Origin of the sequence: Streptomyces sp. NPDC006259 (assembly GCF_042870975.1) — a bacterium.
Classification (GTDB): Bacteria; Actinomycetota; Actinomycetes; order Streptomycetales; family Streptomycetaceae; genus Streptomyces.
Genome location: NZ_JBIAHY010000017.1, coordinates 1 through 6317, shown reverse-complemented (window position 1 = coordinate 6317; position 6317 = coordinate 1). Strand labels below are relative to the sequence as shown.

Genomic DNA, 6317 nt, shown 5'->3' with positions numbered 1-6317 from the left:
CCCGCTACGAGAAACGCGCCTACATCTACCTCGGCACCGCCACTCTCGCAGCCCTCATCATCTGGCTCCGAACATGATCCAAGAAACAACGCCTAAGTCACACCTTGGCAGGGCGGACCGACTGACCGGGGCGCAGTTGCGGCCATTTCTCCAGATGGCGTTGAAGCTGCGAGATCAGTTTCTCCCCCGCTGCCCCCGCAGCGGCGGCCGGCCGCCGGGGTTTCGCGCCCTCCGGCAGGGGGCTTGTCCTGCGCGCGAAAGCTGCTTACGCAGGGCTTCAGAGCCTCGCTCCCGAGTTCGGTCCGTCGTTCTACACCAAGTTCCTGTACTTCGTCGGCAAGACGGTTGTGTCGTCAACCGGCCCCCAGCCGCTCGTCCTCGACCGGGTTCTGGCCCGGCGTCTGCGGTCCCTGGCCCAAACCGTCGGCCGGGAGAACGGCCACGACCCCGACGGCTCAACTGTCTGGCGGGTCAGGGGCGGAGCCACAGCCAGATCGCGGCGACGGTTACAGTGCCATGGAAAATGTAGGCCCTCTTGTCGTAACGCGGCGCCACGGCCCGGAAGTTCTTGAGTCGGTTGATGGTTCGTTCAACTTCGTTGCGACGCTTGTAGATCGTCTTGTCGAAGCCGGCGGGCCGACCACCCCTGCTGCCTCTGCGTTGACGGTTGGCACGCTGGTCCTTTGGCTCCGGGATGGTGTGCTTGATCTGCCGTCGCCGGAGGTAGCGGCGGTTGCGGCGGGACGAATACGCCTTGTCGCCGCCGAGGTGGTCAGGCCGCGTGCGGGGGCGTCCGCCTCCCCGGCGAGGAACGCGGATGCGGTCCAGCACCGGGATCAGCTGCGGGGCATCACCCTACTGACCCGGCGTGATCAGCAACGCAAGTGGACGGCGTCCGCCCTCACAGGCCAGGTAGATCTTGCAGGTCAGGCCGCCCCGGGAGCGGCCCAGAGCTTCGTCTGGGCGGTGGTGGACGGGCCGACCGCGTCTGCCCCGGATGTGTGGGTTGTGCCGTCGGGCACCTGCGGAGTGCTGATGGGCACGGCAGGACGTCGAGTCCACGCTGACCATGCTCCAGTCGATCCGGCCTTCCGCATCGGCGTCGGCCTGGACGGCCCGCAGGATCTTTTCCCACGTGCCGTCCGCTGACCATCTGCGGTGCCGATCACGGCAGGTCTTCCACTTCCCGAACCGCGCCGGCAGGTCCCGCCATGGAAGGCCGGTCCGCTGCCGGAAGAGGATGCCGTTGACCACTCTGCGGTGGCTCTTCCAACGGCCACCTCGCCCCACGTTCTTGGGCAGGTGTGGCTCCAACCGAGCCCATTCCTCATCGGATAAATCACCCCGCCCCATGCTGACGGGAACGATCAGCTGACAGAGACCACCGGCCTGGAGGACGACGTCAGGATCGTGGACTTGGCCGGTACAGCATGGGCGGGGATGTCCTCCTGGACGTACTCATCGACCCGCGCGTCCCGATCCCCGCCGAGTCGACCGCCATTCACGGGATCACCAACCAGATGACGATGGGGGCCCCCTCGTTCGCCGACGTCCTTCCGCGCCTGGAGGAGGTCCTGGAGGGGGGGGCGGTGCCTGATCTACAACAAGCCCTTCGACGTCGGTCGGCTGCGGCACGAGCTGACGCTGCACTACCTCGACCAGGCGGCGCCGGACGCGGCCCGGCAGGTGGCGGCGACGGGCATCATGTCCGAGGGGCTGCGGGAGCAGGCGGTGGTGCGGGCGCAGAAGCAGGCTGCGGCCTGGCTTGCCGCCGTGAAGTTCGAGGACGTGATGCTGCCGTACTCCGAGTGGTTCGGCGACTGGTCCGACTACTGGGGCAACTACGCGTGGCAGCCCCTGGACGGCGGGGACCATCGAGCACTGTCGGACTGCCGGGCCGTAGTGGACCTCCTGAAAGGCATGGCGAAAGCCGTGGGTTCACGTTTTCCGAAGGGCGCTCGCAGGCGAACTCACAGGGGATCGTCCATAACGGCAGTGGGGCAGGCCCGGGATTGTCCGTGCGCTCCGAACCGGCGTTGTCCCCTGCGGCTCGCCGCAGACGGACAACGGCTGGTGGGCCACAGGACGGGGTGTGACGGGCGCCTGTGCACGGTACTGATGGTTGGACCGCACATGATGACGCGTACTTTGGCCCGTAACTAGGTGTTCTCCATCTTCGCAGCCGCGCGTCAAGGAACCCCCGATGTGCCGTTGGTGGTTGACGTCAGCGGGGGCTTCGGGCTGTGCAATGAGAGTGGCATCATTCATGGCTTGCAACAGTGCCGCTCAAGAACCCTGGAGTTTGGCGGTGGCGAGGTCGAGCAGCGGCCCATCCAGCACATCTAGGCGGACGTCGGCGCCACCGCACTGGTTGAAAGCAGGGCCGATCGGGACGTTAGCGAGGTTCCCATCAACTGAGCCGGTGCCGTGGCGGGTGACTCCGTCCGCGTGTGCCCCCGTGTTGTGGTTGGCGCAGCTGGTTCCGAACGCGGGTGACAGGAAGTCGCCGATCCCCCCGGCCCACGCCGGCGGGGTCTGGCAGGCTCCCAGCAGCGCGAGGCTGACAACAATCGCTCGGGCAGCGGTTCGCGAGTTCATATGTTGACAAACGATCACCATCGTTTCAGGACACGGAATGGTGGTTTGTGGCAGCACCGACTTCGATACACGAACCCGCGCGCTCCCACCTGCGGGGCTTAGAAACACGCACTTTTTCTTGTCATTTATGGTCCGGTGTCGAACGCGGCTCGAACTTGGTCGGCGTTTTGGCAGTCCAGCGGACGTGAAGCGGCCTCCGTCTGATCCTGTGCTCCGTCACAGAGTGGATCAGCGTGAAGGCCGTGGTCGTGAGTTTGGTGCATCAGTGCGTCCTGCGGGATGCGTTCGCGGAAGTGTCACACTTCCGGTCGGAGCTGTACGCGTGTCTAACCGCGCGGGGCGATGCGTTGTTCGAGTTGTGCGACGCGCTGTTGTGCACGGACGGGCCAGTGCGGACGCTGGTTGATCTCGCGCTCGCTCCTGAACACCGTCGTGGTCACGGGGCTCTGTACGGCGGGCTGAACCAGGGGCGGATCGATGTCGCGAGGTTGCGTCGTGCCCTCGTCGGGGTGCCGTTGCCGAGGGCGGCGGATGGTCGGCTGGTGCTGGCTGTGGATGTCTCGCCGTGGCTGCGGCCGGACGCCAACACGTGTGCTGACCGGGCCTTTTGCCACACGTTCGGCCGGGGCGAGGGCAAACATCAGATGGTGCCTGGCTGGCCGTACTCGGTGGTGGCCGCTCTGGAGACCGGCCGCACGTCCTGGACGGCGGTGCTGGACGCGGTCCGCCTGGAGCCCGGCGCCGATGTCGCTGCGGTGACCACGGTGCAGGTCCGCGAGGTCATTGAGCGGCTGGTCGTCGCCGGCCAGTGGCGACCGGGTGACCCGGAGGTCCTGGTCGTGCTGGACGCGGGATACGACGCTCCGCGCATCGCCCACCTGCTGGCGGGGCTGCCCGTCGAGATCGTCGGGCGGCTCCGTTCGGACCGCGTGATGCGGCGTCCGGCACCCTCCCGCAAAGAGTTCGGCCTGGCCAACCCCAAGGGCGGCAGACCGCCCAAGCACGGCGGCGAGTTCGTCTTCGGCGACCCCACAACCTGGGGCGCTGAGCAGGCCGTGACGACTACGGACACCCGGCTCTATGGGAAGGCGACTACACAGGCGTGGGACCGGCTGCACCCGCGGCTGACCCGCCGGGCCGCATGGCTCGACCACGCCGGACCGCTCCCCCTCATCGAGGGCACAGTCATCCGCTTGGTCGTGGAGAAACTGCCGTCCGGTGGAGTCAACAAGCCGGTCTGGCTGTGGTGGTCAGGCACCGGCGCCACCGAAGCGGACGTCGAACGCTGCTGGCAGTCCTTCCTCCGCCGCTTCGACATCGAGCACACATTTCGCCTGTTCAAGCAGACCCTTGGCTGGACCAAGCCCCGGCTCCGCGACTCGGAGGCGGGCGACCGGTGGACATGTTTGGTGATCGCCGCCTATGCCCAGCTCCGGCTCGCCCGCCCACTGGCCACCGACCTGCGGCGGCCTTGGGAGAAGCCGGCCGAACCGAACAGACTGACACCCGCCCGCGTCCGCAGAGGCTTCAGAAACCTGCACGCGAAGACCGGGTCACCAGCCGGTGCACCGAAACCGTCCCGGCCCGGACCAGGTCGCCCTCCGGGTTCGAAGAACCGCCGCCAAGCCACCCGCCATGACGTGGGCAGAGTCCTTGCCACCGGCGAGGCATACAGCCGACCCGCCCACCACAAGATCGGCACCAAACCCCGCAGGACAGGCTGACAAACGACTTCGAGCATCAGCACACTGAGCGGATGCGCTACGAGGAGAAAGCGAAGCTCTTCACAGCAAGGGCCCTGGTCCCGGTGGCCATCCTTGTCACCTCGCCAGTGCTGCTGATAGCCGGAGCGCCGATCCGTCGCCGATACCTCCGCTACGTCTACCGGGACGAAGCCCCACTGATCCTGGACAAAAAGCAGGGCCGAATCAGCGTCCACTGGTTCGTGGTCACCAGCCCTCTTCTCCAATGGCTCTGCTGGCCCACAGAGCCACTCGCTCGACTCATCTCACGCCGACGTTAAACGACAAGCTTAAGTGCGTGTTTCTCAACTACCGCTCGGTTGGAAGCCCTGAAGAGACCTCTTGATCAGTTCTCTTTGGGGTTGCGGATGTCGTCGGCGATGGCGCGTTGCTTTGCTGCCGCTCGCTGGTGGTTCTCGGCGATAGTGGGCTCGGCCGCGGCGAGTTCGTCGAATACCTCGGCCATCGCGACGTGGACGTCTGCCCACCGCTGCCGGGCGACCGCATGGCCATCGGTGCCGATGGCTTCGAACGATGCTGAGTACGCCGTGGTGCTCTTCTGCCGTAGCTCGTCCAGACGCCGGTAGAGGCTCTGGGCGGTGGATCGCGTCTTGTCCGCGGCTTGCTGTTCGACCACGTTGCGTGGGTCGGTCGCTGCGAGCCCGGCGGTGATCGCGTAGGGGACGGTCGGATACCTCACGTTCGCCGTGGTCAGATCCGCATACCACTCGTCCATGGCGCGGGCGTCGGCGAGCGATCCGAGCATGCGGCGGCGCCGGCGACCGTGCAGAGTCCACAAGTGGACGGCGTCGGCCCACCGTTCGTGTGCACTCTGCTTGGTGCTGTCCGCGGCCTGGCCGATCGATGTCCAGCTGGCGCCCCTCTCCCGTTCAACGATGACGGCGCTCTCCACCACAGCGTCGGTGAGACGCCTCAGCTCCAGTGCATCCCGCAGAGTCGACCCGACTTCGTGCGTCGTGCGGGGCTTGAGCGGAAAGTCGGCGATCACCTGGCAGACCACGGAGTAGAGAGCATCGGCATGCGCGATATACGCCTCGTCCAGTGGAGTCAGCGGCGCGTTGCGGGTCGCCGCCTCGTCCAGTTCCGCTTCGAGGAACTCACTCAGTGACGAGGGGTCGGGCGGCGTCTCGTGCCTGTCAGTCATGCCGTCAGGGTATCCCTGACGGCATCCGTTCGTCAGGGATACCCTGACGAACGGAGGTCGTCATCGGCGACGCGGGGAAGAGGGTGGTCAGCCGTCGGTCGGCGCCGGTTTCCGCAGCCAGCTGGGGGTGGCTCCCTTCCGGGCGAGACGCCTGGTCATGAGGGTGATGGCAGCCCAGGTGATCAGGGTCTCGGAGTGCTGGATGAGCCGCTCGTAGTCCCTCGCGTGGCGGCGGGCGTGCATCATCCACGCGAGCGACCTCTCGACGACCCAGCGGCGGGGCAGCACGACGAAGCCGGAGGCGTCCTTGGGGCGGCTGACCGGTTTGATGGTGAGGTTGAGGTGCTGTTTTGCCCAGTCGATGAGCTTTCCGGCATAGGCGGAGTCGGCCCAGACGATCGTGATCTCGGGGTGCATAAGACGGAGGCGGAAGAGGACTTCCTTGGCCGCTGCGGCGTCGTGCAGGTCGGCGGGGGTGACCATGACCATGAGGGGCAGGCCGCGGCCGCCAGGCGCTTGCGCAGCCGCCGTTCCTTCCGCCACTGCCTGGACCGACACACCGACGAACAGAACACGGCACCGGGCCGGGCGCCCGGCCTCAGCCGTTCACCACAAGCCCGACAGATCCTGTCCCCGGCCTGCCCGGTGTCCTCGGACACCAGGCCAGCCTAGGCCCCAAGGCTACTCAGGACCGGGGATCAGAAACACGCACTAGGTGTTGTTTCTTGGATCATGTTCGGAGCCAGATGATGAGGGCTGCGAGAGTGGCGGTGCCGAGGTAGATGTAGGCGCGTTTCTCGTAGCGGGTGGCG

The 6317-nt window shown here is 66.6% G+C and carries 5 protein-coding genes and 2 pseudogenes; 4 read left to right on the top strand and 3 right to left on the bottom strand.

Going from position 1 to position 6317, the window contains the following annotated elements; genetic code table 11:
* The first annotated feature begins 173 nt into the window (after positions 1–173).
* Positions 174–572, top strand: a complete 399-nt coding sequence (locus ACFYO5_RS37845; protein ID WP_388718311.1) for a hypothetical protein — start codon at positions 174–176, stop codon at positions 570–572.
* Here ACFYO5_RS37845 and ACFYO5_RS37840 read toward each other — a convergent pair.
* Positions 472–1353 (bottom strand): annotated as a pseudogene (locus tag ACFYO5_RS37840) (IS5 family transposase). The gene ACFYO5_RS37845 and the pseudogene ACFYO5_RS37840 overlap by 101 nt on opposite strands.
* 77 nt (positions 1354–1430) lie before the next feature.
* Here ACFYO5_RS37840 and ACFYO5_RS37835 point away from each other — a divergent pair.
* Complete coding sequence (locus tag ACFYO5_RS37835) at positions 1431–2096, top strand: exonuclease domain-containing protein (protein ID WP_388718305.1); 666 nt, start codon at positions 1431–1433, stop codon at positions 2094–2096.
* Positions 2097–2846: 750 nt separating this feature from the next.
* Positions 2847–4322: an NF041680 family putative transposase gene (locus ACFYO5_RS37830; protein WP_388718308.1), complete on the top strand. Its 1476-nt coding sequence runs from the start codon at positions 2847–2849 to the stop codon at positions 4320–4322.
* A gap of 364 nt (positions 4323–4686) precedes the next feature.
* Here the strand turns inward: ACFYO5_RS37830 and ACFYO5_RS37825 are convergent, their stop codons facing one another.
* On the bottom strand, positions 4687–5076 hold the full coding sequence (locus ACFYO5_RS37825; RefSeq protein ID WP_388718302.1) for a hypothetical protein: 390 nt from the start codon (positions 5074–5076) through the stop codon (positions 4687–4689).
* Here ACFYO5_RS37825 and ACFYO5_RS37820 point away from each other — a divergent pair.
* Complete coding sequence (locus ACFYO5_RS37820) at positions 5075–5368, top strand: hypothetical protein (protein WP_388718300.1); 294 nt, start codon at positions 5075–5077, stop codon at positions 5366–5368. The two genes, ACFYO5_RS37825 and ACFYO5_RS37820, sit on opposite strands and share 2 nt — an antisense overlap.
* A gap of 233 nt (positions 5369–5601) precedes the next feature.
* On the opposite strand, the pseudogene ACFYO5_RS37815 reads toward ACFYO5_RS37820, so the two are convergent.
* Positions 5602–6009 (bottom strand): annotated as a pseudogene (locus ACFYO5_RS37815) (transposase); the annotation flags it as partial.
* Positions 6010–6317: the final 308 nt, after the last annotated feature.